The organism is Vibrio sp. Vb0937 (genome assembly GCF_033338855.1).
Map to the genome: position 1 here is coordinate 625,495 of NZ_JAWOTK010000002.1, position 25,337 is coordinate 650,831.

Below are 25,337 nucleotides of genomic sequence, written 5' to 3' on the forward strand. Positions count from 1 at the left end.
TGGGGTGCATTTGCACCCCATTTTGATCTCATATTAAGGGATATTGCCACTATGGTTTTGGGAAAAAGATCAACTCATTATCTTGCACCATCACGCAATCCATACCAGCTGCATGCGCCGCTCGCTTCCCCAACTCAGTATCCTCGAACACAAGACACTGTGACGCCTCCAAGTCGAGTTGTTCCGCGGCCACCAAAAAGGTATCTGGAAAGGGTTTATGGCTCTCTACATCACTCGCGGTTACTACAACATCCAACTTGTCTAATAAACCTGCATGGCTTAATAAGCGCATGGCACTTTCTCGTTGGCTGCCAGTCCCGACTGCAATTTTCTTATGGCCTAAATATTCCTCTAACACGATGTTCGTGCAAGGAATAACGTCACCATGAAGCTCCATAGCAGCGAATGTTTCCATTTTAAATGTCGCGACAGTTTTAGGATCTAACGAAAGCTCATGCACACGATTTAGTTCCTCAACAATTTTAAAGCTCGGCATCCCTCCCAAACTGTGAAACCATTCTTGGCAAAACGGAAAATCAAAACGCTCAGCAGTTGCTTGCCAAGCTGCCAAGTGGGCTGGCATGGTATCGATTAGAGTACCATCCATATCAAATATGAATCCCTCATAGGGTCTAAAATCAATCGTGCTCATGTCTTTTCTTCTATTTGTGCATCTGTAATGTTAATTTATCAGCTCTTTCAATCGTCCTTACCGGCATTTACTTATCATGCTCAAAATTTCGAACTCCGTCACAATTCAAGAGTGGGAAATTCAATTATCCCCAATTAGAGCTCAAGGAAATGGTGGCCAGAACGTTAACAAGGTAGCGTCCGCTATACACCTGCGCTTTGATATCCGGCATTCAAGCTTACCTGACTTTTACAAAGAGCGATTACTTGCACTTTCTGATAGTCGTATAAGTAAAGATGGCGTGATCATCATCAAAGCGCAACAATTTCGGACACAAGAACAAAATAAGGAAGACGCCCTAAATCGGCTTCAAGCATTGATAAAAGCTGCCGCTTTACAGGAGAAGAAGCGTATTAAAACGAAACCAACCCGCGCTTCTCAACGCCGACGACTTGATACAAAAAACAAGCACGGAGCGAAAAAACAGCAACGTAAAAAAGTGCTGTATTAGTGCATGTCGTTTTCTCGACATGTTAGTTGAACAACGTTTGCTAGCCCTTGGAAATCTCATTGGATTTCTCTTTTTAGTTACTTATTCAGGAAACAACAATATGACTATTAGGCAAAAACTCTACTTCCTCGGAGTTATCGCCATTTTAGGCATCGTGGCCCTTTTGGGTACGTCATCCCATTTTGAAAATAAGAGCAATGACCTTAATCACGCCATCAAACTCGTTGGTGATCTAGAAATACGCTTACTCAACTTACGCAGAAATGAAAAAGATTTCCTACTACGTAGTAATGACAAATATCTAAATAAGTTTGACGCCAATGTTGACAAGTTTATAGACACAGAAAAAGAGCTTGCGAACATACTCAAGAGTAATGAATTACCTTCCAGTCAACAATTTAAGCAAGACTTGCTCGCATACCAAAGGGGCTTTCAGAATCTGGTCAGCGCTTACCAACGATACGGGCTTGATTCAAAGAGTGGGCTTCTCGCTGGTTACGAACAAGCACTATTAGAAGCAAAACAACGTTCAGACCACCAGCAGTTATTGGCATTAGTCCGTTTTGACTCTGCGGTAAAAGCAGGACTATTCAATAGTGACTTGCTTGAGGGGCAATATGCTCCGGAGCTTATCAAAACAGGTAAGCAATTGGCGGCCCAAAAGCAAGTTGTTGGGGTTGCTTATGACAAAGGCCTACTCGGTGAAACTCGCGCATTATCCCATGCCGTAGAAGAGCAATTTGAAACCTTTTCCACAGCCCTTAGCTCTGCTGCCGCACAACGTGATGAACAAATGTCGACCATCAAGCAGGTCATTACAGCTCTGATCTTAGTCGTTATTTTCGCATTGATTTGGCAAATTTCACGTTCAATCAATACGCGAGTGAATAGCTTACTTGGCACCATTCGAAGTATCAGCGAAACGAACAACATGGGACTTCGATCTGATTTGAAAGGTCAAGACGAGCTATTTGATATCAGTCATCACCTCAATGACCTATTGGATAAGCTTGAGCATCTAATTAGTAGTACCCAAGAAAAATCGGCGCAACTCACTGCAAGTACCGATAATATGCATCGTGAGTTAGAAGGCGTTATGGAGCAATTCCACACTCAAACTGACCACACTGCATCAATGGCGACGGCAGTTCAGCAAATGGTTGCCACAATAGGTGAAATCTCTGAAAGCACATCAGTTGCGGTAGAAGGCGTACATCAGGCAGCGAATAATGCCGAACAAGGTCGAGGAGTTGTTGAGGCGACGGTAACCAACATCGGTCAACTAACCACGATTTTATCAAACAGCCAGCAGTCGATTGGCTCGCTGAATCAGCATGTAGATAAAATTGGTGGTGCCGTGAACATCATCCAAGAGATTGCAGAGCAAACCAACCTACTAGCTCTCAACGCAGCAATTGAAGCCGCGCGAGCAGGCGAACAAGGCCGCGGGTTTGCAGTTGTTGCCGATGAAGTACGCGCCCTAGCTAGCCGAACTCATCAATCCACAGAGGAAATCACGCGGGTAGTTGCAGATATTCAAACTCAAATGTCTACAGTTGTTGCTGATATTGATCAATGTAACGATCAAGGGCAACAAACACTTAATGCTTCTGAAAAACTGGATTCTAGCCTGCAGCAGATCATCACTGACATGCATTCAATTCAAGGTAATTCGGAGCGCATAGCTTCAGCAATTGAAGAACAAGGTATCGTTATGAACCAAGTTAGCGGTTCAATCACCGAGCTAAACGCAATATCTGAGAATAACATGCAATCCGCTCAGGAATGCTTGCACGAAGTGAACTCTGTCTCTGCTCAAGCTCATGATATGGATGAAGCCGTTGCACAATTCAAAACTGCGCTAAAATAACCCTTTTCAAAATAGAAAGCCCGAGGCAATCATTGCTTCGGGCTTTTTTTCAATTGTCACTTCGTGCTTACTGCGCACTTCGGATGTGATTATTCATCATCAAGAGGAACCAGCTTGGTGTTGCCGCCATGAACTTTCTCACGCTGTCTTTGCACCAGGGCGTAGAAGCCTGGGATCAAGAATGTACCTGCTAGAAGCACACACAATAGACCACCAATCAGCGACACGCCGAGTGAGTTTTGACTCACGTGCCCCGCACCAGCGGCAAAGATAAGCGGGAAGATACCCAGGATAAATGACCAAGATGTCATATTCACAGCGCGGAAACGTAACGTGCCTCCTTTAACCGCTGCACTATCGATATCAGCATCTTTTTCTTCACGCTCTTGCTTGGCGAACTCCACAATCAAAATTGCGTTTTTCGCCGCCAAGGCTATGAGCAAGACAAGACCAATTTGGGCATACAAGTTAAGCGGCGTGCCAGTTAGATTTAACGCAAGGAAGGAACCTAACGTGGCTACTGGGACCACCAAAATAATAGCCAGTGGAATACTCCAACTTTCATACTGAGCCACCATAAACAAGTAAATGAAGATCAAAGCCAGCGCAAACGCATAAATGGCTTGGTTGCCCGCAAGCACTTCCTGATAAGCCATACCTGTCCATTCATACGTGTACCCTTGCGGAAGAACTTCAGCAGCAACGCGTTCCATTGCGGCAATCGCATCACCACTAGAGTAACCCGGAGCTGGTTGGCCTTGAATGATAGCACTGCGGTACATGTTGTAACGCCATGCCACATCAGGCTCAAACACTTGCTCGTAGCTCACTAGCGTACTTAACGGAACCATATCACCGTTCGAAGAACGAACATGGAAACGCTCTAGATCTTCCATGCTGCTACGGTGCTGGCTATCAGCTTGCATGGTTACGCGGAAGTTCTTACCAAACATGGTGAAGTCATTCACATAAAGCGAACCTAAGTTGCCTTGCAAGGTTTGGAAAATAGACGACAGCGAAATACCTAATTGCTGCGCTTTCTCACGATCGATATCAACGTAGTAGTGCGGAACATTCGCGCGGAACGTGCTAAACGTGTAGGCAATTTCAGGCGCCTGGTTAGCCGCTTGGATCATTTCTCCCATGACCATCGACAAATCGGTACGACTTCGCCCTAGCGTGTCTTCAAGCACAAACTCAAAACCAGACGCAGCGCCCATACCAGGAACCGCCGGTGGTCCCATCGCAAAAACAACCGCTTGAGGTAACTCTGTCGCCGCTCGCCCGTTAATACGTGCCGCGATAGCATTAGCAGAGTGCTCTCCCTGCAGCGAGTTACGAGTATCCCAGTCATGCAATTTGATAAATACAGAAGCACCGTTTGATGCTGCTGCGCCTGTCATAAACGAGTAACCATTCGCAACCGTCACACCATCCACACCAGGTTCTTCACCGATCATTTTCATTAAATCATTGGTGACTTCTTCAGTACGTGATAAAGAGGCTGAATCTGGTAGCTGTACGTTAACCAGCAAAATGCCTTTATCTTCTTGAGGAACAAACGCTGTAGAGGTGGTTTTCGCAAAGAAAGTGACCGCTGCGATAGCAACTATAAAGAACGTCACGAGCAGTAAAGACTTCTTCACCAAGAAACCAGCGATCTGGCCATAACGCGTAGTGATGCGCTCTAAGCCTCGGTTGAAAGCCTGGAACCAGTTAGCGGTATTGCCCCCACCCTGCTTCAATACCAGAGAACAAAGTGCTGGAGACAGCGTCAATGCATTGATGGATGAAATCACAACCGAAATACAGATGGTCAAAGCGAACTGGCGATACATGATACCGGTGATACCTGGCAGCATGGCGACGGGTATGAATACCGCAAGTAGAACCAAGGTCGACGTGATGATTGGTCCCGTTACTTCTTTCATCGCTAGCAACGTCGCTTTACGCGGTGAAATAGTTGGGTCTTTCGCCATGGTAGTATCGACGTTTTCGATAACCAGAATCGCATCGTCCACCACGATACCAATCGCAAGGATCAAGCCAAACAAAGTAACCGTATTAATGGTGAAGCCCGTTGCCTGCATGATGGCAAACGTACCAATCAGAGAAACGGGGATCGCGACAACAGGAATCAACGTTGCACGCGCACTACCCAAGAACAAGTAAGTTACAGCGATCACCAATAGAATCGCTTCAATCAGTGTTTTTACTACCCCTTTGATCGATTCAGATACGAACACGGTTGTATCGTAGCTGGTCTCGTATTCCATTCCCTCTGGGAAGTTTTTGCTCAAGCCCTCAAGGAGCTCCATGACGGCCTGACCACTTTCTAACGCATTCGCATCCGATTGAAGAGACAACGCAACGATTGACGCGTCCTGGCCACGGAACTTACCGTTACCATCGTAGAACTTTTTGCCTAGTTCAACGCGAGCAACATCTTTCAGATAAACCGTAGAGCCATTGGGATTAGCTCGAAGGACTACGTTCTCAAACTCACTCACGCTTTCCAAGCGACCTTTGGTCACAAGGTTAAACTGAACTTCTTGCGGATTGTTGTATGGTGCTGCACCTACACGCCCTGCCGCAACTTGAACGTTCTGTTCAGCCAAAGCGGCGTATACGTCTGACGTGGTTAGCTTAAGGTTGGCCATTTTTTCAGGATCTAACCAAACACGCATTGCGTATTCGCCACCACCAATCACGTTAACTTCACTGATACCTTTCGCACGAGCCAACTGATCTTTTACATTCAAGTTAATGTAGTTAATCAAGAACTGATCATCGTATTTGCCATCAGGTGAATAGAAGTTAAGTACCATCAGCAAGTCAGGTGAACGCTTTTTCACCGTCACACCAACCATGCGAACTTCTTGAGGAAGTTTTGACTCAATCTGTGACACGCGGTTTTGCACGTTAACTTGCGCCATATCTGGATCGGTGCCAACATCGAACGTGACGTTTAGGCTGTAAGAGCCATCGTTCGCGCTCTTTGAAGACATGTATATCATATCCTCAACGCCGTTGACTGAGGTCTCTATGGGGTCCGCAATGGCCTGCTCGACAACTTCCGCACTCGCGCCAGTGTAGTAAGCCGAAACGCTTACTGATGGCGGGCTTATCTGTGGGTACTCAGCCACTGGCAAAATCGCCAGTGAGATCGCGCCGGCTAGCGTTAATATGATCGAAATAACCAGCGCGAATTTAGGTCTCTGAATAAAGAAACGACTTAACATAGTGCCCCCTACTGCTTATCTTCAGCAGGTGCTTGAAGGCGCACTTCTACACCATTACGCACACGTTGTAGGCCTTGTGTAATAACCGTATCTTCCTGATCGAGCCCTTCTCGAATGATAATGCCTTGTTCAACCTGAGGGCCAAGCTCGACGTTACGACGCTCTGCCACACTTCCCTCAGCCATCACCATCACAAAGTCACCTTCTAAGTCAGTCTGTACGGCACGTCGTGGGATAACAATAACGTCTTTCGTGTTCTTATCTCTCAAGTTCACTTTGATGTGTTGACCCGGAAGTAACTTCTGCTCTGGGTTTGGCACTAGCGCGCGCATAGCAATCGTACCCGTTTTGGTGTCAATACGATTACCTAAGAAATCAAGCTTACCAAGATGCTCAAAAAACTGTCCATTTTCCAGTTCAAGCTGAACTTCAACGCGGTTTGATTCAGCCGAGCCATCACCTTTTACTTGATCCATACCCATAGCTAAACGCTCACGCTCACTCACACTAAATGAGGTATGAACTGGATCTAAACTCACCAGAGTTGTCAGCACGCCAGATGATGGAGAAACCAGATCACCCGTACTCACTTTGGTATCACTAATACGTCCGCTAAAAGGTGCTCGGATTTGAGTATAGGAAAGGTTAACTTCAGCAAGTTTAAGTTGAGCATTTGCCGCTTCTAGCTCTGCTCTCGCACCAAGAAGTGCCGCAGTTAAAGCATCAAACTCAGATTGAGAGATACTACCGCGAGGCAACAAGTTTTTACCTCGAGTATGATCTAATTCGGCTTTTTTTAGCGCCGCTTTAGCTTGTGCAAGTGCGGCTTTAGCACTCGCGACTTGGGCTTCAAAAGAAGATGGCTCGATAGAGTAAAGGAGCTGCCCTTTTTCTACCATTTGCCCCTCTTCAAAGTGACGAGCTTTTAAGTAGCCAGAAATCTGCGCGGTAATATTGGTATCTTCTACTGCTTCAATGCGACCGATATAAGACTTGCTCGGTTGGTAGTCGATAACCGTGACATCCTGAGTCACTACGAGAGGCGCTTGACCTTTCGTTTGGGCATTATTAGCTTCCCCGCATCCAGCGAGGATTGCTGTAGCCGCCATTAGTGCGACAAGTGGTTTCTTTTGCATGTATTTACCGTCTTTATAGAACAGGATATTGTTGAATTCCTATCAACCTTACTCCTTGCTGCCACTGAAAACTTCACTGAAAAGCGCCCAAGGTGTTTCTAAATGTAAACATGAGAAACAAAAGGAAAATAAAGTAATTTAGTTAACAGTGGTATTCAATGAGCAATATACATACAACTCAATCATAACTATTTAATATACGCCTTAGGAGATCGCGAATTTTAGCGTGTGCTTGGAAACACTAACGGGAGTATTGTATTCGGGCGTAAAGTGAGATTCAGTGCTCAAGATAAGAACGTTTTGTGGCTAAAAAGGTAAAAAGTGACGCCTTCATACTCAAGACCCCGATTTTGACTATTTTTTTAATATAAATGGGTTATCATTCAATTAATTCAACGCCTTCGACAGAGAGGATGACTATGATTTCTAAATGGGCGAAACGCTTTTACCAGATGGCAGAACTAGTGGCGTCTTGGAGTAAGGACCCATCAACACAAGTCGGTGCCGTTATTACTAAACAGAATCGCATTGTATCTGTTGGATTTAATGGCTATCCGCATGGTGTTTCTGACAGTGTCGACACCGATGAGCGCGAGTTGAAATACCTTAAAACACTGCACGCGGAAGAGAACGCAATTTTGTTCTCAAAACGTGACTTAGACGGATGTGATATTTGGGTAACGCATTTTCCTTGCCCTAACTGCGCGGCAAAGATCATTCAAACAGGGATCTCACACGTACACTGCCCCGAGCAGTCTGAAGACTTTTTATCTCGCTGGGGAGATAAAATCCAAGTCAGTCAAGATATGTTCGACCAAGCGGGTGTGAAAGTCGACTGGTTACCGCTAGAAGACATTGAAATTGAAGACAAAGACGTGCGCTAGTATTCCATCTTAATATTTAAATAGCCCAGAGAGATCTGGGCTATTTTGTTATTAAATCTGCAAGAGGTCTCGACGTAGTCTTTTAACTGTGTTTTTTCGCTGTGAGCTCAGCAATTTTGACAATAACGAGTACTGATTTTTCCATCATTTCAACAGAAATAAACTCATGAATTCCGTGGAAGTTAAAACCACCGGTGAAGATATTCGGGCACGGCAAACCCATAAAAGATAAACGAGCGCCATCTGTACCACCACGAATAGGTTTTATAATCGGTTCCACATCACACGCTTCCATCGCTTGCTTCGCCAACTCAATGATATGAGGGTAAGGCTCAACCATTTCTCTCATATTGTAATAGCTGTCTTTTATTTTTAGCTCTACAGAACCATGGCGTAAACCCGTGTTCATTTCATCGACGAGTTTCTGCATAAAGGCTTTTCGCTCCTCAAGCCTTTGACGGTCAAAGTCTCTAATAATGTAACCGAGCTCGCTTCGTGCAACGCCCATTTCTGCCGATTTTAGATGGAAGAACCCTTCGTAACCTTCGGTTGTTTCCGGAGTTTGCTCTTGGGGCATTTGAACTTGAAATTTCGCAGCCAAGTTCATCGCATTGACCATTTTGCCTTTTGCAGTACCTGGATGAACGCTAACACCATGAAAAATTACATCAGCGTTTGCTGCATTAAAGTTTTCGTATTCCAATTCACCTTGCGGGCCACCATCTATAGTGTATGCCCATTTCGCGCCAAATTTCTTAACATCAAACAAATCTGCACCACGACCGATTTCTTCATCCGGAGTAAAGCCGATACAAATGTCGCCGTGTGGAATGTCTGGGTTTTCCAGTAGCAGAGCTACCGCGGAAAGAATCTCTGCGATACCGGCTTTGTTATCCGCGCCAAGTAATGTAGTGCCATCGGTAGTAATAAGATTGTGGCCATGTAGGTGATGTAAATCGGGGTATTGCACGGGAGATAACACTTCATCCCCCAACCCTAATGCAATATCGCCACCTTGGTAATCTTCGATGAATTGCGGCTTTACGTTTTTGCCAGATGCATCCGGCGCGGTATCCATATGGGCAATGAAGCCGATAGGAGGAACCTCATAATCAATATTGGCTGGCAGTTTAGCCATCAAATAGCCATTTTTATCCAAAGTCACGTCACTTAAACCAAGCTCGATCATCTCTTTTTTAAGTAACTCAGCAAACACAAGCTGACCAGGTGAACTTGGGCAAAGCGTCACATGTGGATTGGATTGGGTATCAAACGTGACGTATCGAAGAAATCTTTCAACTAAATGTTTCATATTTATTCTCATTGTTTTGTACGATGAGGCCTTATCACGCATTATAAGCTGACGTTGCCTCATCAAACCTCACGCTATGTTACGCTCTTAGTTCAATAAGAATTTGCTTTGAATCATTTTTTGATAAGAAAGGCTTTTGCGCTTTGCTTCCGCTCATTGAAGCATGAATTTAATCTAAAAGTTCCTCTGCCAGTACTCGCCACTCTTTAACCTTTTCACGAAAATGACGCCATTGCTTATCGGTCATCGAACGAGAAACATCTAATGTCAGTTGATCAACCAATGCAAAGTTAGAGTCAATATTCAGAGAAAGCTGCTCACTATAATAACTCTCTGGCTCGAACAAGAGTCGCATAAATATATCTTGATAAGTCACAACATTAGATTTGTTGTCGAACAAGTATTCGAGCTCTTGATATACCGTGGCTCGATAATCTCTCCATAAAGGGCTGTTTAAAATAACTTGCTGAGAAAATCTTTGAGCTAATTGACGCTGATTTCCTGATAGATTCCCCAGCCATTCTTCCATCCACTCTTCAGTGTTATCCAGAATAATTTCACGCACTTCGTCTTCTGTCTTATCGGCATATTTTGCGTTTCGCTCTTGATAATGTTCTTGTACATTACTCAAAAACTCGCGTTCTTGCTCTTTCGTTAATTGCAAACTTAACGCAAAAAGATCTGGTGCTGCTTTGCTGACCACTCTATCGTAATGCGCTCGCATTCTATCTCGATTTTTTTGTAAGTAATTTAAGGTGATATCGCTCGCTTTTAATCTCTCAAGGTCTTTTAAATGTTCGATATATATTGGTAACTCCTCTTTCTTGTGCCAGTCTGCCAACAATAATAAACGCTCTTCCACTAGGACTTCTTGTTCCCCTTGCAACGAGACATAGTCCTCTAAGTAATCGAGCACGAACCAATCGATATTGCTGTATAAAAACTTTTTCGCACAACCGGCAAGCAGAAATACGAAACAAAATAGAAGGCCATAACGAAGCGCCTTATTAGATACATCCTTTAATTTAGTCACTTATTCGTATTCCCTTTTCTGTTGATTAAGTTCTATACTCAACCTGTATCACTTAGTATTGCGGCAAACTTACACCAGTGTGACAAATATTGATTGCCACCTTAATAATATATAGAGTTTGAAATTAACTTTTTGATCACAGCTATCCGCAAAAAAGTGAGTTAGAGCGCAATTATCGGCTAAAAAACGTACCGAACGACGCTCCCTATAACGGCATATAATTTGCATGGATGTTTTTTGGATGGTTTATGGAGGCGAAGTATGGCAGCCGCTGAGCAACTTGATACCAGTGTAGAATATGAGATTCGATATTTTGAACAGGGGAAAATGCACTGCATGAGAGTCATTGCTGAAAGCAAAAAAGTGGCTTATCAGTACTATTTGGAGTGTGGTAAGCACAACAGTGACTTGTACTCTATTCGCCCAGACAAGTAAAAAAACCGCCTAACAGGCGGTTTTTTTATTCGTCAGAATCAATATAACTGTTTGATTTTATTTATTATTACAGATTCAAATCCAACAATGTTATTTGATGTCTCCAAAGCGCTCAAGATAAAGGACGGTTGCTGCAGTACGAGAAGGAACTTGAAGCTTTTTAAGTAAACTCTTCATATGTACTTTAACCGTAGACTCAGAGATAAAAAGACGATCGGCAATTTGCTTGTTGCGGAAACCTCTTGCCACCTCTCTTAAGATCTGCGATTCACGATCGGTCAGTGTATCAAACACGTCCTCTTGCTCTGAACGTTCACTCAAATACTTAGAAACTTCTTGGCTGTATGCCTTGTCCCCTTGGTGCGCTTGTTTTAGCAACTCAACCAACTCATCGGGCTCAGTGTCTTTCAATAAATAGCCATCGGCACCACTTCGAACTATTGCTTCGATATCTGCTGGGCTATCTGAAACGGTTAGAATGACAATTCTGGCTTCACAGCCATCTGCACGCAGTGCTTGCAAAGTATCAAGGCCAGACATGCCTTTCATATTAAGATCAAGAAGTACAAGATCCAGTTCCAGCTCATGCGCTTTCGCTACTGCATCCGCGCCATTACTTGCTTCTGCAATAACCTCAAACTCAGGCTCAAAGCTTAAAAGCTGGTGGATACCTCTTCGCATGAGTGGATGATCATCCACCAGCATTACTTTACACACTGTCACTGTTTACTTCCTTACTATGTTGGAATTCTAATTTTACGGTACAACCTTTGTTTATCGATGCTTCGATGTGAAGATCGGCATGCAGTCTAGCGGCCCGCTCTTGCATGATACTCATACCGTAATGATTTAATTTTTCGTCTTGATGTTCAAAGCCTATTCCATCGTCGCTAACGGTTACTGTGACTTTTCCATCATTATCGAGACATTGAATGTGAATATTATCTGCTTGCGCATGTTTGATAGCATTAATTGCCGCTTCTCTTATCAACTGTAGTAAATGAACCTGCTGATGTGCATCCAGTTCAGTTGATGAAAGTCTATTTTTTAGCGTAATGTCCGCAGCAGTTTGTTCACTGAGCGTTTCAACCATGTCTTGCAATGCTTGGCCAAAACTGCCCTCTTTAATCGTAAGACGAAACGTCGTCAGTAACTCGCGTAACTGCGTATAAGCCGCAGATAAGCCCGTATCTAGCTCAGCAATAACTTGATTAGCCTGCGCGATCGCCTTTTCGTCAGGCAAGTTCTTTACGCTTCTCTTTAACAAAGCGACCTGAATTTTTAAGTAAGAGAGTGCTTGAGCCAATGAATCATGCAACTCCCGAGCAATAGTGGCTCGCTCTTCCATCAGCAGAATTTGTTCTGCTTGGCGCTGCGCCCGATTGTAATACACGGCGCGTGATAAAATCTGCACGAAGTTGTCAATAAGAGCCTCGTTCGGACAAGGTAACCCTGCTTTCCAATATAAATAACCCAAGTGCTCACCATCTAGCATCAGGGCTTTACCGTGGCAATCTTCATCACAATCTTGGCAGCATTCTTCTCCTTCCATCAATATCCAGCTCGGTTCTCCCAGCTGCTCGATTTCAAGTTTGACCGCTTTAATGCCCTCAAGACTGACGATATGCTGCAAAATCGCCTGGAAATTATCTTGATTAATACGCGACGCCGTGAGTTCTTTTGACGAGTCATACAGCACCTCTAAAGACTGGTTGGCATGCTGCAATTTACGTGTTTTCTCATCAACCGCTTGCTCTAATCCTCGGTACAACTTACCAAGGTCTGTCGCCATCCGGTTAAAGGTTCGAGTCAGTATTCCCATTTCATTATCGCTGGATACATTGAGCGATATATTGAATGAGCGATTTTTAATTTGCTCGCTAGCAAAAACTAAAGCACGCAGAGGCCGAACAACTTCGAGGCGCACAAAATGAACGACAAACATACTGACACAAAGAATGCCACCCAACCCTAACCCACCAATCCAGGCTAAGTTAATCAGTTTTTGCTCCGAAAAGCTCTGCAGCTTAAATACAAACTCATCGATTTGTTCAACAAAACCGGCCACTAGGAGTTGATATTCTGCCGGGTTGTCTCCTCTCAGCACCGCCTTGAGTTCATGCCATCTGATAATAAGACGGTAGTAATCGTGAGTGATGTCTTCTGGCACAGACCAATGCTGAAGCGCTTTCATTGAAGGTGAATATATCGAATGTTCAAATGCGTCAATATGTGAAGAATAGTCAACAGATTTAACCTGAATATCATTCGCCAGACGGTAGCTTTGCATTCGCATCGAGCCAGCAACATTGACGGCTTCAGCATCGTTCAAACTGGACGCTAACGTAAAAATCGCAAAACCAGTCGTAGCGACTGAGAGCAGCAAAATAAGAAGCATCGCGGACGCAATCGTGCGCGTCACTGACTTTTTCACATTTTTAAACAATCTGAGTTCCTCGCCCATTAACAATCCTATTTGTACGTGCAATGAACCCATTACCTTTCAACTTTATCAATATGTGATCACCTGCGACGGAATTTATTGATCCAAAACAATATTGCATACCATTTACCCCCTAAGAGGTATTTATACAAATATGTCAAAAACTACAATTTCGTTAGCTTAAATGACAGTTTATTAATGAAAATTGTGGACTATGCTTAGTTTGGGTTCCAAGTTTCGAGGTGACTAAGTGGTAGACCTTTCCAGAAGAAGACTCTTTGCAAGAAAAGCGCACCCCGACAACGCCGTACGTTTGCCTTGGTTAACTAAACCGCAACAGTTTACGGACGATTGCACTCGCTGCGGTAAATGCATTGAGGCCTGTGAAACAAAGATTATAACCAAAAGTGATGGCGGATTCCCCTCGGTCGATTTTTCCATCGATGAATGCACATTTTGCTATCAATGTGCAAACGCCTGTCCTGAGCCCCTTTTCTTGCCAGAAACAGAACAACCTTGGCAAGCAAAAGCAAGTATCAACGATAACTGCTTAGCAAAACAAAATGTCGAATGCCGAAGCTGTGGGGATATGTGCGACCCGATGGCAATTCAGTTCAAATTAGAACTGGGGAAAGTAGCACAACCCAATTTAGACCTTGATGAGTGTAACGGCTGCGGCGCCTGTGTTTCAGTGTGCCCGACTTCATCCATCAATGTGAGCAATACAACAGCCTAAGCCGAATGTCGTCGGCCAAAGGCAATAAAAATAAATGAGAGAGCTATATGTCACTAAATGAAGTGCATATTTCAAGTTTGGTAGTACATGTGCTGCCGGAACATTTGGACGAAATCAAACAAAAGATAGAAGCACACGAAAATGCGGAAATCTATGGTGACAGTCCTGAAGGCAAGATTATCGTCGTACTTGAAACTGAGAACCAAGGTTTCATCACAGACACTATCGATGCCATTAACAATTTACCGAACGTCTTAAGCACGGTATTGGTTTATCACCAAATCGAAACTGGGCTTGAAGAAACGGATGAAGAAGACACTGGAACACAACATTCCCAAATCGAGGGTGAAGTATGAAAATGACAAGACGTGCGTTTGTGAAAGCAAACGCGGCTGCATCAGCTGCTGCTGTCGCAGGTGTGACACTACCAGCATCTGCAGCCAACCTGATTGCAAGCTCTGATCAAACCAAAATCACATGGGACAAAGCACCTTGTCGTTTCTGTGGTACAGGCTGTTCTGTTCTTGTTGGCACTCAAAACGGCAAAGTGGTAGCAACACAGGGTGACCCAGAAGCACCAGTAAACAAAGGTCTGAACTGCATCAAAGGTTACTTCCTTTCTAAGATCATGTACGGTCAAGACCGTCTAACTCAACCGATGCTACGAATGAAAGATGGCAAATTCCACAAAGATGGTGAATTTACACCTATCTCTTGGGATGACGCTTTCGACATCATGGCTGAGAAATGGAAAGCTTCCCTCGAGAAAAAAGGCCCAACAAGCGTAGGTATGTTTGGCTCAGGCCAATGGACAGTAATGGAAGGCTACGCTGCATCAAAGTTAATGAAAGCAGGCTTCCGATCAAACAACATTGATCCAAACGCTCGTCACTGTATGGCTTCTGCCGTTGTAGGTTTCATGCGCGCATTCGGTATCGATGAGCCAATGGGTTGTTACGATGACTTCGAGAACGCTGACGCTTTCGTTCTTTGGGGCTCAAACATGGCAGAGATGCACCCGGTTCTATGGACTCGCATTACTGACCGCCGCCTAAGCCACCCTCACGTTAAAGTGAACGTGCTTTCTACTTACTACCATCGTTCATTTGAGTTGGCAGACCACGGCTACATTTTCAATCCTCAGTCTGACCTTGCAATTGCTAACTTCATCGCAAACTACATCATCGAAAACGATGCAGTAAACTGGGACTTCGTGAACAAACACACGAACTTCACTCAAGCAGACACTGACATCGGCTACGGTCTACGTGACGATGATCCGCTACAAAAAGCAGCGAAGAACCCGAACTCTGGCAAACTCACTTCTATCTCATTCGAAGAGTACAAGAAATCAGTAGCGCCATACACAGTAGAGAAAGCATCTGAAATCTCTGGTGTTGAGAAAGAGAAGCTTATCGAGCTTGCGAAGCAATACGCGGATCCAAACACGAAAGTGATGTCTCTATGGACGATGGGTATGAACCAGCATACTCGTGGTGTATGGATGAATAACTTGGTTTACAACATCCACCTACTAACCGGTAAGATCTCGACTCCGGGGAACAGCCCATTCTCACTAACGGGCCAACCATCAGCATGTGGTACCGCTCGTGAGGTTGGTACGTTTGCTCACCGCCTACCAGCGGACATGGTGGTTGCTAACCCTAAACACCGTAAGATTGCAGAAGACATCTGGAAACTGCCAGAAGGTACGATTCCACCAAAACCTGGCTTCCACGCCGTATTGCAAGACCGTATGCTGAATGACGGCGTTTTGAACTGTTACTGGGTTCAATGTAACAACAACATGCAAGCCGGTCCAAACATCAACACAGAGCGTCTTCCAGGTTACCGCAACCCAGAAAACTTCATCGTTGTGTCTGACCCATACCCGACAGCAACAGCACAAGCAGCAGACCTTATTCTTCCTACCGCAATGTGGATTGAAAAAGAAGGTGCTTACGGTAACGCAGAGCGTCGTACCCAAGCTTGGTACCAACAAGTGGGCACAGTCGGTCAAGCAAAATCCGACCTGTGGCAGCTAATGGAGTTCTCGAAACGCTTCAAAATGGAAGAAGTGTGGCCTGAAGAGCTTCTAGCGAAAGCGCCTCAATACCGTGGTAAAACAATGTACGACGTACTTTACCGCAATGGTAACGTCGACAAATTCCCTATCGAAGAAGCTCGTGAACTGAATGACGATGCTCACCACTTCGGTTTCTATGTTCAAAAAGGTCTGTTTGAGGAATACGCAACATTTGGCCGTGGTCACGGTCATGATTTGGCTCCATACGACCGCTACCACCAAGTACGTGGTCTACGTTGGCCTGTTGTTGATGGTAAGGAAACACAGTGGCGCTTTAAAGAAGGTTCAGACCCATACGCGAAAGAAGGTTCTGGTTGGGACTTCTACGGCAATGCTGATGGCAAAGCGAAGATCATTTCCGCGCCATACGAAGCGCCACCAGAAGTACCGAACGATGAATTTGATATGTGGTTATGTACTGGTCGTGTTCTTGAGCATTGGCACACAGGCACCATGACTCGTCGTGTACCTGAATTATACAAAGCAGTACCAGACGCAGTGTGTTACATGCACCCAGAAGACGCAAAAGCACGCAATGTTCGTCGTGGTGAAGAAGTACTCATGGCAAACAAACGCGGTGAAGTACGCGTTCGTGTTGAAACTCGCGGTCGTAACCGTCCGCCAAAAGGCTTGGTATTCGTACCGTTCTTTGATGCACGTATTTTGATTAACAAGCTTATCCTAGATGCGACTGATCCACTGTCTAAACAGACAGACTTTAAGAAGTGCCCAGTCAAAATCACTAAGATTGCTTAACCTTCAGATACTGAATGCTACGGCCGTCATTATGGCGGCCTAATAAAGAATTTAAGCCATAAAGGCGGAGATGAAATGATGAAAAAATTACTTGTCGCAGTTTTATCTGTAGGTGCGTTAGTGACAGGCATTGCGCAAGCTGAGTTGGATAATCCAGGTGGTATTGGTGGTCTAGAATCTTTACGTGGAATGTCTCAATTGGAAGATACGCGTCCAGCAGACGAGTTCAAAGACTTCCCTAAAGATCAAATTGTTGAAGACAGCTATGTTTATCAACCACCGTTGATCCCACACAGCATTCGTCACTACGAAATTTCGTTAAATGCTAACAAGTGTCTTGCATGCCATAGTTGGAAAAATGCAAAAGAGTCAGGTGCGACTAAAATTAGCGTAACGCACTATGTAAACAGAGAAGATGCGGTACTGGCAGATATGTCTCCTCGTCGTTACTTCTGTTTGCAATGTCACGTTCCACAAACGGATGCAAAACCACTAGTGGAAAACGAGTTTAAGGCAGTCGATTCGCTTCAGTAATTGAAACGCGAGTACTAAGAGGTTACTTATGAAAATACTTAAAGCGTTTTGGAAGAGACTGTCGAGCCCGAGTAAAGCTGCCGCTGGTGTGGTTTTATTTCTAGGCTTCGCTGGTGGCCTTCTATTTTGGGGCGCATTCAACACAGGTATGGAAGCAACCAACACAGAAGAATTCTGTTCTGGCTGTCACGCGCCGATCGTTGCTGAAATTCAAGAAACAATTCACTACTCCAACCGCTCTGGTGTTCGTGCGATTTGTTCAGACTGTCACGTTCCTCATGAATGGACGGATAAGATCGTTCGTAAAGTACAGGCATCTAAAGAGCTATTTGCACACTTCGTAACGAAGACGATCGATACGCCAGAGAAGTTCCAAGAGCGTCGTGGACACCTCGCAGAGCGAGAGTGGGCACGTATGAAGAAGAATGACTCTCTTGAATGTCGTAACTGTCATGAGTTTGATTTCATGGATTACTCTCAGCAAGGATCACGTGCGGCAGAACAACACTCCACCGCTCTAGCTTCAGGCGAGAAAACATGTGTAGACTGTCACAAAGGTATTGCGCACAAACTACCAGACATGAGCGGCGTTGAAGGCTGGCACTAAGGAGACTTACCATGAGTACATTAGAATCTGTAATTTGGCATATCCTTGGCTACAGTGCTATGCCAGTGATTATTCTTTCCGGCTTTGTGGCGGTAGCAGCAATCTCTCTCTGGCTGCTGTCATTTGGTAAGGATAAAGAGGTGTAACGTAACGCATCTCTACTCGTCAACTAGCCTATTTGTTGACACTGAGCGCCGAGCAAATGCTCGGCGCTTTTTATTTATTGCTCAATGGTACTGCCAACAATAAATAAACAAGCAATCATACATAAAAAAAGCGACCATAAAGGCCGCTAAGATTTACTGCTATAGGGAGTTGTTTAAGATTCTTTTACTGGCAGAACCTGTTTGACGTATTGTCCTGGCGCTTCATCAATAACCGGATGGTTTTCTGAGCCAATAGGGAAAGGCTCAACTTGCTCTTTAGGGTTGAATTGGAGTAACCACTCGTTCCAGTGTGTCCACCACGATCCCTCTTTGTGTTCCGCGTTATTCAACCACTCATCAGCAGAGTCATCCAAATTATCGTTCAACCAATAACCATACTTATTTTTAGCTGGAGGGTTCACGATGCCCGCAATATGACCAGACTCACCGAGGACAAACGTTTTGTTACCACCCGTGTTCAGCGCACCACGGTAAGTTCCCTGCCATAACGCAATGTGGTCTTCTTTCGTTGACACAAAATAGCTAGGAATTTTGATCTTATTTAGATCAATCCATACTCCACCAATTTTGACGCCTTTATCTTGCACCAGCTTGTTCTCTAAATAGAGCTCGCGAAGCAAGAAATTGTGAGATGCAGCGCTGACGTTGGTGCTATCGCTATTCCAGTACAACAAGTCGAAATCAACCGGACTGTTACCCTTCAAGTAATTGTCGACGTAGTAGTTCCAGTACAAGCTGTTTTCACGCAGTAAACTAAACGTCACGCTTAAGGAACGGCCGTCCATATACCCTTTTGCGTTATTTTGCGCTTCAATTGCACTAACAATGGTGTCATTGATATACGCGCCGACTTCACCTGGTTGAGAGAAGTCGAGCAACGTGGTGAAGAAAGTAGCAGACTTAATGCGCTTCTTCATACGTTTTGCAGCGTAGTACGCAACCGTGCTTGCTAAAACAGTACCACCAATACAATAACCAGCAGCATTGATTTGCTCTTGTCCTGTTATATCTTCAATTGCAGCGACGGCTTTCACTGCGCCTTCTGTCACGTAGTCACCAAACTCTATGTGCGCTTGTGCCTTGCCTGGATTGCGCCAAGACATCATAAATACACTGTGCCCCTGCTCTAACAACCATCGAACCATTGAGTTCTTTGCCGTTAAATCAAGGATGTAGTATTTGTTGATGAAAGGTGGGACGATGAGCAGCGGCGTCGCATTCACTTTCTCTGTTAGAGGTCGATATTGAATCAACTCAAACAATTCGTTTTGAAAAACCACATTACCCTGTGTCGTCGCAACGTCATCGCCCACGCGGAATGCATTGTTATTCGTCATACGAATTTTTAAAATGTCTGCGCTCGACTCAACGTCTTCTTTCAACTGCTCTAAGCCTGCCAGTAAGTTTTGACCGTTTTGCTCAAGTGTCAGCTTCAAAAGCTCTGGGTTAGTGGCGATGAAGTTGGAAGGAGAAAGGGCGTTAATGGCTTGGCGAGAGAAAAAAATAATACGTTCTTTCGTCTTTTCATCTAAGCCTTCCAAAGACTCGATGGTGTCCAGATAGGTCTTACTAAATAAAAGGTAGGATTGTTTGATGAAGCTATACATGGCTTCATTTTGCCACGCTTCGTTTGAGAAACGCTTATCCCCTTTTTCAGCTTCGACGATTTGTGCTTGGTTCCCTGCCAATGCAACATTCTGCCAAATTTGCAGCTGCTGTTCCCACCACTGTGCTTGCAGCTTTAAAATCGCAGCAGGCTGATTCGCAGCTTGTTCGAACAGTTTGGCAGTATCCTCAAAGTTCACTTCTTGCATGGCCTTGTTTAAAGGAGAGTTCACGACTGCCTTGTTCACTTCGAAATCATGCCACCACTGATGATTGGTTTCCTGAAGCTTCACAAGATAGTCCGAAAAGAAGTGTTGAAACATAGTCTTACTCCTATATTCGGAAAAAACAACGCCGCCCAAATCTAGGGGCGGCGAGAATCGGACAAATTACGCTGGAGTAACAGTCTTTAGATTTTCCGAAGTCATTTTCTCAACGTCTTCTTTGAACTCTTTTGCAATCGCTTGAAGCTTGTTGCTGTCATCCATCATTTGTTGAGAAAGTTTAGTAAGTACGCTTAGTTGCTGACTGTTGAAAGCAGTCAATGACGTTACGTCTTTGATTTCTGTCGCTGCTTTCATCTGGTTTAGACCCACTTCACTGTATGTGCGAATGGCGTTCAATTGAAGCTCGGTCAACACTTCTACGTTTTTTGTCACTAGCTTGTTGAACTTCAAGTAAGGTTCTAGATTTTTTTCAGTTTGATCGCTAAATGTTTTGAAGAAATCTGTGTACATGGTTTGTCTCCTAGAGAAAGAATTAAAAAATGTCCGTTTAAATAATTACTTAACTGTCTTTACAACCACAGCCGTGCCCATGCCGCCGCCCACACAAAGTGAAGCAACGCCATATTGACCATTTTGCTTATGAAGCTCGTGAACCAGCGTGACTAAGATTCGGTTGCCAGATGCACCAAGCGGGTGTCCTAGCGCGATAGCACCACCGTTAAAGTTCGCTTTATCTTGAATCGCGTTAACTGGAACTTGGTTTGTTTCCGCCAACTGATGAATCACGCCAAGTGCTTGCGCTGCAAATGCTTCGTTTAACTCGTAAACGTCAATGTCATTTACTGTGAGTTCCGCTTTTTCGAGTGCTTTATTGACCGACTCTACAGGACCTAGGCCCATGATCTTCGGATCAAGACCCGATTGCGCATAGCTTACGATCTCAGCAAGCGGCGTTAATCCATGCGCTTTAACTGCGCTTTCAGACGCCACGATAATCGCACTCGCGCCATCGTTAATGCCTGATGCATTACCCGCAGTCACAGTGCCTTCGCGGTCAAAAGCAGGACGTAGCTTGCTTAAGGCTTCCATTGTCGCGTTCGCTTTTGGGTATTCATCCGTATCAAACATCACGGTTTCACGGCGTTGCTTTACTTCCACTGGCACAATTTCGTCTTGAAATTTGCCAGCTTCGATAGCGGCTACCGCTTTCTGTTGGCTAGACAGCGCGTATTCGTCTTGCTGCTGGCGAGTTAAGCCGATTTGTTTTGCTACGTTTTCTGCCGTCACACCCATGTGATATTGGTTGTAAACATCGGTTAAACCGTCCGCTACGAGCAGATCTTTTAGCTCCAGATTGCCCATTTTGTTGCCATCACGAATGCTGCTTGGTGCGGCAAACGGAATCTGAGACATGACTTCAACACCCGCTGCAACAACGATCTCAGCATCGCCACTACGGATATGGGACACGGCATCCATGACCGTTTTCATGCCACTACCGCAAACCATGTTTACGCCATATGCAGGAACAGATTCAGGAATCCCCGCAAACAGTGCCGCTTGGCGGCCAACACCCATTCCTTGACCTGCACCAACAACGTTGCCAACAATCACTTCGTCAACCTTGTCGCCAGGCAACTTTGCCGCTTCCAACGCGCCTTTAATCGCTACTGCTGCCAGATCGCCAGCAGAAGTATTTTTCAGGCTGCCACCAAAAGCACCAATTGGAGTACGCTTCGCCGCTACGATAAATACTTTTTCCATCATCTTCTCTCCTTAGTGCATGTATAGGCCGCCGTTCACCGACAAAGTCTCTCCGGTGATGTAGGCGCCCGCATCGCTGACCAAGAAGCTCACTGATGCTGCAATTTCTTCTGGTGTCGCAAGACGTTTCATTGGAATTTGGTTCGTGATGGATTCCAGCACTTCTGGCTTCATTTGCTCAACCATTGGCGTACCCGTGTAACCCGGAGCGATAACATTAACTGTCACACCCGAGCGAGCACCTTCGTATGCTAAGGCTTTAGAGAAACCGATCATCCCAGCTTTCGCCGCCGAGTAGTTTGCTTGACCAAACTGCCCTTTAAGACCATTGACTGAAGAGATATTGATGACACGACCACCGCCTTTTTCGCACATTGCAGCAAAGAGGGGTTGCGTAACGTTGAATAAACTATTGAGGTTGGTATTGATGACATCATTCCAAGCTTGCGCAGTCATCTTTTTAAACACGCCATCACGTGTGATTCCTGCGTTGTTGACAACAACATCAATGGTTCCTTCCTCCCCAAGCAATTGCGCCAATTTCTCTGCACACTCTGTCGTGTTTGTTACATCCAACTCAAAAAGGCGAACCTGATCTTTGGTAAACCCTTTGCTGTTGAACCACTCCAGCGCACATTCGTAGTTACCTGTGAAATATGTAGCAATTACACGGTAACCGTCATTAACTAATTGAGAGGAAATAGCAGAACCAATTCCGCCTTTTGATCCAGTGATCAAAGCGACTTTCTTCATTGAAGACTCCATTCTTAACGGCATTTAAAAAGCAAACTTAATACACTGATGAAATAGTTCACCAACTGACGTGTTTATTTATTCTTTTGACAACCAATCCCGTGCTGCCTTTATTTTAAGTTAACCTAGAAATATTACATTTCAAATAAAAAACTCACCCAATTGCATAAGATTGATTTAGATCTCATTACCCGTGAAATGTTATAAAATGGTTAATTTTACATAAGTCATTGTTTTAAATCACACTTCCACAAAAGCCACACCAACAGAAATAGAAGCATAATTATTAAATATCATGCACTTACATACAGAATGGTAGACGTTACATTATGTCATGATTTAAGATCTGAATTTTAAGCCTATATGATTACAACAAACTTGAGATTAGAATAATAATTCAATTATCAGTAAAAATAATTATCAAACATATCATTTAATTACTGCATTTAATGATAATTTAGTTATCAATTCGATTATTTTAATACAGTGATGATTAATACCGATAAAATATAATAAATTAAATATATTTAATCTAAAAATGATATAAGAGCTTGTCTCATACTGGTGCAATACGCACTATTATGACGCATAGATTAAAATATAATTTCATTTTAAATTTATATATTCGAAGAACATCAACTAGCTACTAGTGAAAGTAATCGTTCGCTTTGTAGTAGCATCCTTTTCCACTTTGCACTATCTTTGTGGCTTCTCTTTAATCACTAAATCATCAACAGATATGAATCTTGCATTGCTCAGTATGTTCATCCCTACTTTCTTTTTTGTCTCAATCACGCCTGGTATGTGCATGACTCTCGCCCTAACGTTAGGTATGAGTATCGGTTATCGTCGCACGTTATGGATGATGATAGGAGAGCTTCTCGGTGTTGCGCTGGTGTCAGTCTCTGCGGTGTTAGGCATCGCTGCGATTATGCTCAATTATCCTTGGATGTTTATCGCGTTAAAGTTCATTGGTGGCGGTTATTTACTCTATCTTGGTGTTGAAATGTGGCGATCGCGAGGGAAACTTGCGATTAATGTCGACAACTTAGAAACACCAAAGAGTGACAATATCGCACTGATCATGCAAGGCTTCGTTACCGCAATCGCAAACCCAAAAGGCTGGGCATTTATGATTTCTCTTTTACCGCCTTTTATAGACCAAAACGCAGCGCTTGCACCGCAACTGATCATACTTGTCTCCATTATTTTACTGTTTGAGTTCATTTGCATGTCTCTGTACGCTACTGGTGGTAAAGGATTGAAACACGTATTAGGTCAGTCTAAGAATGTACGTCTAATGAACCGTATCGCAGGCACTTTAATGATGGGAGTTGGTGTCTGGTTGCTACTAAGCTAAGGCAAACTGGAAACAATGAAAAATATTCTGAATAAAATCGCTAAAGTCATGGGTGAAGTATTGGACTTTCAAGCCCGAGTTTGGGTTGTGAACGTCTATACCGGTGAGCATAAAGGCGAGTCTTATGTCGTTAATGAAGATGCTTTCTCTGTACCTCTTCAGTGGATGAAGAAGAAAGGCTACCAAGAGTCAATGTTGAATAAAGTCGAAGCAATGAAGCGCTCACAAGTCTTAGAGTTCGATTTGGGACTTGTGAAACATCGCTTGATGCGCGTGAAATAAGCACAAAAAAGCGCCACTCAAGATGAGTGGCGCAAGCACTTTTACCTTAAAAATAATGCTACGGCGCAGCGTCGATCTCAACTGGAAGATAATGTTTCGGCTCCAGTTTCAACCACTCAGGCAGCACAGTACCAATCGAAATCGAAGACCATGTACCCGACAGAACGCCAATAAACATGGCGGTTGAGAAACCAGCCAAAGGCGCTCCTCCCATAATCCATAATGCACCAACAGTGATCAATGTCGTACCAGATGTCACCATAGTGCGTGAAAACGTCGCGATAACAGCTTGGTCATTGATGTCTTCTGTTTTCCAACTCTGCTTCGCAATCAACAGCTCACGGATTCGGTCTGCAATGATGATCGAGTCATTCAATGAGTAACCTAAAATCGCCAGCACAGCAGCAAAAACGGTTAAGTTGAACTCCATTTGAGTAATTGCAAAGAAGCCAAGCACTAAGATCACATCATGGGCCAAAGCAAACAGTGAACCACTCGCTAAACGCCACTCAAAACGGAAACACAAGTAACCGAGAATACTCAACACACAAATCAACAATGCTAAGCCACCTTGCTCAAACAAGTCTTGGCCAACTTGAGCGCCAACTATACTGTTGCTGGCAACATCAACTTGGTGAGAGATTGGCTTCAACACCTCTTCTACACTTGGCAACGTTTGCCCATCTTCCGGCGCAGAGTAACGAATCACCCAACGGCCATCTTCACCAGAGCGTGTCACTGACGCAGATTCACCAAGCTTTGGTTGCAGAACGTCAAGCAGATCATGGTTAGTTAGCTGCTTATCTACCTTTACTTCTGTCACCATACCGCCAGTGAAATCCAAACCTAGGTTCAACCCTTTAAAGCCTAGAGCGACGATGGCGATCACCGTTAAAATGATGGAAACTAGCGTAGTAAAGTAGCGAATTTTACGAATATTTTGTTTTAGCATTTCGACCATGA

Annotated in this window: 24 protein-coding genes; 12 read left to right on the forward strand and 12 right to left on the reverse strand. The window is 44.3% G+C overall.

Going from position 1 to position 25,337, the window contains the following annotated elements; all coding sequences use genetic code 11:
• Nucleotides 1–49: 49 nt before the first annotated feature.
• On the reverse strand, nt 50–652 hold the full coding sequence (locus R7P67_RS06120; RefSeq protein WP_167416146.1) for a beta-phosphoglucomutase family hydrolase: 603 nt from the start codon (nt 650–652) through the stop codon (nt 50–52).
• A gap of 76 nt (nt 653–728) precedes the next feature.
• Between R7P67_RS06120 and arfB the strand changes: the two genes are divergently transcribed.
• Together arfB and R7P67_RS06130 are read left to right on the forward strand one after the other, a co-directional pair.
• The gene (gene arfB, locus R7P67_RS06125) at nt 729–1,142 is read left to right on the forward strand and encodes an alternative ribosome rescue aminoacyl-tRNA hydrolase ArfB (RefSeq protein WP_017635196.1); all 414 of its coding nucleotides are present in this window, start codon (nt 729–731) and stop codon (nt 1,140–1,142) included.
• Between the two features lie 100 nt (nt 1,143–1,242).
• On the forward strand, nt 1,243–3,012 hold the full coding sequence (locus R7P67_RS06130; protein ID WP_025767924.1) for a methyl-accepting chemotaxis protein: 1,770 nt from the start codon (nt 1,243–1,245) through the stop codon (nt 3,010–3,012).
• An 89-nt stretch (nt 3,013–3,101) separates the two neighbouring features.
• Here R7P67_RS06130 and vmeZ read toward each other — a convergent pair whose 3' ends face one another.
• Both vmeZ and vmeY read right to left on the reverse strand, forming a co-directional pair.
• The gene (gene vmeZ, locus R7P67_RS06135; RefSeq protein WP_017635194.1) at nt 3,102–6,254 is read right to left on the reverse strand and encodes a multidrug efflux RND transporter permease subunit VmeZ; all 3,153 of its coding nucleotides are present in this window, start codon (nt 6,252–6,254) and stop codon (nt 3,102–3,104) included.
• Between the two features lie 8 nt (nt 6,255–6,262).
• Entirely contained in the window at nt 6,263–7,390 is a 1,128-nt protein-coding gene (vmeY, locus tag R7P67_RS06140) for a multidrug efflux RND transporter periplasmic adaptor subunit VmeY (RefSeq protein WP_017635193.1), read from the reverse strand.
• Nucleotides 7,391–7,809: 419 nt separating this feature from the next.
• Between vmeY and R7P67_RS06145 the strand changes: the two genes are divergently transcribed.
• Nucleotides 7,810–8,274, forward strand: coding sequence for a dCMP deaminase family protein (locus R7P67_RS06145; RefSeq protein ID WP_005373515.1), 465 nt, complete (start codon nt 7,810–7,812; stop codon nt 8,272–8,274).
• 82 nt (nt 8,275–8,356) lie between these two features.
• Here R7P67_RS06145 and pepT read toward each other — a convergent pair whose 3' ends face one another.
• Together pepT and R7P67_RS06155 are read right to left on the reverse strand one after the other, a co-directional pair.
• The gene (gene pepT / locus R7P67_RS06150; protein ID WP_318085913.1) at nt 8,357–9,586 is read right to left on the reverse strand and encodes a peptidase T; all 1,230 of its coding nucleotides are present in this window, start codon (nt 9,584–9,586) and stop codon (nt 8,357–8,359) included.
• A 169-nt stretch (nt 9,587–9,755) separates the two neighbouring features.
• Nucleotides 9,756–10,619 carry a DUF6279 family lipoprotein gene (locus R7P67_RS06155; RefSeq protein ID WP_171342612.1) on the reverse strand — a complete coding sequence of 288 codons (864 nt, stop codon included), beginning with the start codon at nt 10,617–10,619 and terminating at the stop codon, nt 9,756–9,758.
• Between the two features lie 261 nt (nt 10,620–10,880).
• On the opposite strand from R7P67_RS06155, the gene R7P67_RS06160 reads away from it, so the two are divergent.
• Entirely contained in the window at nt 10,881–11,054 is a 174-nt protein-coding gene (locus R7P67_RS06160) for a hypothetical protein (RefSeq protein WP_005373524.1), read from the forward strand.
• Nucleotides 11,055–11,144: 90 nt separating this feature from the next.
• On the opposite strand, the gene R7P67_RS06165 is transcribed toward R7P67_RS06160, so the two are convergent.
• Nucleotides 11,145–11,759, reverse strand: coding sequence for a response regulator (locus R7P67_RS06165; RefSeq protein ID WP_031777156.1), 615 nt, complete (start codon nt 11,757–11,759; stop codon nt 11,145–11,147).
• Nucleotides 11,760–11,763: 4 nt separating this feature from the next.
• Complete coding sequence (narQ, locus tag R7P67_RS06170; protein ID WP_025767926.1) at nt 11,764–13,500, reverse strand: nitrate/nitrite two-component system sensor histidine kinase NarQ; 1,737 nt, start codon at nt 13,498–13,500, stop codon at nt 11,764–11,766.
• Between the two features lie 247 nt (nt 13,501–13,747).
• On the opposite strand from narQ, the gene napF reads away from it, so the two are divergent.
• From napF to R7P67_RS06200, 6 genes are all read left to right on the forward strand, one after another.
• Entirely contained in the window at nt 13,748–14,233 is a 486-nt protein-coding gene (gene napF / locus R7P67_RS06175; protein WP_005373529.1) for a ferredoxin-type protein NapF, read from the forward strand.
• Between the two features lie 47 nt (nt 14,234–14,280).
• Complete coding sequence (locus R7P67_RS06180) at nt 14,281–14,589, forward strand: chaperone NapD (RefSeq protein WP_005373535.1); 309 nt, start codon at nt 14,281–14,283, stop codon at nt 14,587–14,589.
• Entirely contained in the window at nt 14,586–17,075 is a 2,490-nt protein-coding gene (gene napA / locus R7P67_RS06185) for a periplasmic nitrate reductase subunit alpha (protein WP_005389060.1), read from the forward strand. Before R7P67_RS06180 ends, napA begins: the two co-directional genes overlap by 4 nt.
• Nucleotides 17,076–17,153: 78 nt before the next feature.
• Nucleotides 17,154–17,609, forward strand: coding sequence for a nitrate reductase cytochrome c-type subunit (locus R7P67_RS06190; RefSeq protein WP_005389061.1), 456 nt, complete (start codon nt 17,154–17,156; stop codon nt 17,607–17,609).
• A gap of 28 nt (nt 17,610–17,637) precedes the next feature.
• Nucleotides 17,638–18,216, forward strand: a complete 579-nt coding sequence (locus tag R7P67_RS06195) for a NapC/NirT family cytochrome c (protein ID WP_005373542.1) — start codon at nt 17,638–17,640, stop codon at nt 18,214–18,216.
• 11 nt (nt 18,217–18,227) lie between these two features.
• Entirely contained in the window at nt 18,228–18,362 is a 135-nt protein-coding gene (locus R7P67_RS06200) for a TIGR02808 family protein (RefSeq protein ID WP_005373546.1), read from the forward strand.
• A 173-nt stretch (nt 18,363–18,535) separates the two neighbouring features.
• On the opposite strand, the gene phaC is transcribed toward R7P67_RS06200, so the two are convergent.
• From phaC to R7P67_RS06220, 4 genes are all read right to left on the reverse strand, one after another.
• Nucleotides 18,536–20,311, reverse strand: coding sequence for a class I poly(R)-hydroxyalkanoic acid synthase (gene phaC, locus R7P67_RS06205; RefSeq protein ID WP_064354855.1), 1,776 nt, complete (start codon nt 20,309–20,311; stop codon nt 18,536–18,538).
• A 66-nt stretch (nt 20,312–20,377) separates the two neighbouring features.
• Complete coding sequence (locus tag R7P67_RS06210) at nt 20,378–20,725, reverse strand: phasin family protein (protein ID WP_005373550.1); 348 nt, start codon at nt 20,723–20,725, stop codon at nt 20,378–20,380.
• Between the two features lie 45 nt (nt 20,726–20,770).
• Nucleotides 20,771–21,979 (reverse strand): acetyl-CoA C-acetyltransferase, encoded by a 1,209-nt coding sequence (locus R7P67_RS06215; RefSeq protein WP_031777157.1) that lies wholly within the window; start codon nt 21,977–21,979, stop codon nt 20,771–20,773.
• A gap of 12 nt (nt 21,980–21,991) precedes the next feature.
• On the reverse strand, nt 21,992–22,732 hold the full coding sequence (locus R7P67_RS06220) for an SDR family oxidoreductase (RefSeq protein ID WP_005373555.1): 741 nt from the start codon (nt 22,730–22,732) through the stop codon (nt 21,992–21,994).
• A gap of 739 nt (nt 22,733–23,471) precedes the next feature.
• Here R7P67_RS06220 and R7P67_RS06225 point away from each other — a divergent pair.
• Both R7P67_RS06225 and R7P67_RS06230 read left to right on the forward strand, forming a co-directional pair.
• Complete coding sequence (locus tag R7P67_RS06225) at nt 23,472–24,092, forward strand: LysE family translocator (RefSeq protein ID WP_021035942.1); 621 nt, start codon at nt 23,472–23,474, stop codon at nt 24,090–24,092.
• A 15-nt stretch (nt 24,093–24,107) separates the two neighbouring features.
• Nucleotides 24,108–24,374, forward strand: a complete 267-nt coding sequence (locus R7P67_RS06230) for a hypothetical protein (RefSeq protein ID WP_005389279.1) — start codon at nt 24,108–24,110, stop codon at nt 24,372–24,374.
• A gap of 58 nt (nt 24,375–24,432) precedes the next feature.
• On the opposite strand, the gene secF is transcribed toward R7P67_RS06230, so the two are convergent.
• Nucleotides 24,433–25,335, reverse strand: coding sequence for a protein translocase subunit SecF (secF, locus tag R7P67_RS06235; RefSeq protein ID WP_262652698.1), 903 nt, complete (start codon nt 25,333–25,335; stop codon nt 24,433–24,435).
• Between the last annotated feature and the right edge of the window lie 2 nt (nt 25,336–25,337).